The following is a 1,148-nucleotide window of genomic DNA, read 5'->3' as shown; positions in this document are numbered from 1 at the left end:
GGGCCCGCCGCCGACCGCGAGGGCACGCCGCGGCCGACGGCGCAGGCGCCGGGAGAGCCGTCGGCCGAGCCGCCCGGGCCGGCCGACGGGCCCGGGCGGGACCCGGTTGCTGATCAGAAGGGGAAGCAGCCGCAGATCGACGCCGGGGACGGGCCGGGGTCGGTGCACGCCGCCGTGGGCCCGACGGACGGCGCCGGACCGACCGCCGCGACGGCAACGGTCCGGTATCCCGGTGAGGACTTGTCCGTGCCGCCGGGAGAGCCCGCCGGTCGTGGCGCCGTCCGGTGGGCCGGGCTGCTCGCCGAGGTGACGGCGCGGCTGTCGGTGGCGGCCGCGCTGGTCGACTCCGACGAGCACCGGGCGGCGCTGGCGGAGGAGGCCGTCCGGCTGGCGCGGACCGCGGACGACCCCACCGCGCTCGGCTCGGCCCTCGCCGCACTCTGCGACGCGCGCTCCGGCCCGGACCACTGCCGGGCCCGGCTGGCCTGGGCCGGGGAGATCGTCGCCCTCGCCACGGCGGCCGCCGATCCCGTCCTGGAACTGCTCGGCCGGCGGCTGCGCCTGGTCGCCCTCTGGGAGACCGGGGAGACGACCGCCGCCGATGCCGAGATCAGCGCCTTCGACGCCCTCGCCCGCACCCTGCGCCGTCCCCTCTACGGCTGGTACGCGCCGCTGTGGCGCGGCGCCCGGGCCCTGCTGGAGGGCCGTCGCGAGGACTGCCGCCGCGAACTGGCCGAGACCGAGGCGATCGGGCGCCGGGCAGGCAGCGCGAACGCCGCGATGCTGGCCGCCACCCAGCGCTGGTGCCTGCTCGCCGCGGAGGGCGACACCGCGGGGCTGGCCCGACTGATCGAGGGCTCGCCGCCACTGGAACGCGAACCGGGCATCTGGCCGAAGGTGGCGCTCGCCCTGCTGGCCGCCCAGTTCGGCCGCACCGAGGAGGCCGCCAGGCTGCTCGCCGCCGTCGCGCCGGCGCTGCCCGGCGCGCCGCGGGACAGCGAGTGGCTGCCGATGCTCGCCCAGGCCGCGGAGACCGTCGGCCTGCTCGGGGCGCACCCCGTCGCCCGGCGGGCCGCCGGTCCGCTCCGCGCGGCCCTGGCGCCGTACGCCGGACTGTTCGCCGTCGAGGGCATCGGCGCCGCCGTCCG

Annotated in this window: 1 pseudogene; it reads left to right on the top strand. The window is 79.9% G+C overall.

The features are described from left to right. Positions 1 to 246 precede the first annotated feature (246 nt). Positions 247 to 1,148: pseudogene (locus KSNIM_RS06900) on the top strand (hypothetical protein); the annotation flags it as partial.

It is taken from the genome of Kitasatospora sp. DSM 101779 (assembly GCF_025655475.1).
Lineage (GTDB): Bacteria > Actinomycetota > Actinomycetes > Streptomycetales > Streptomycetaceae > Kitasatospora.
The sequence above is the reverse complement of the archived record's forward strand: the minus strand, read 5'-3'. Positions and strand labels throughout refer to the sequence as shown.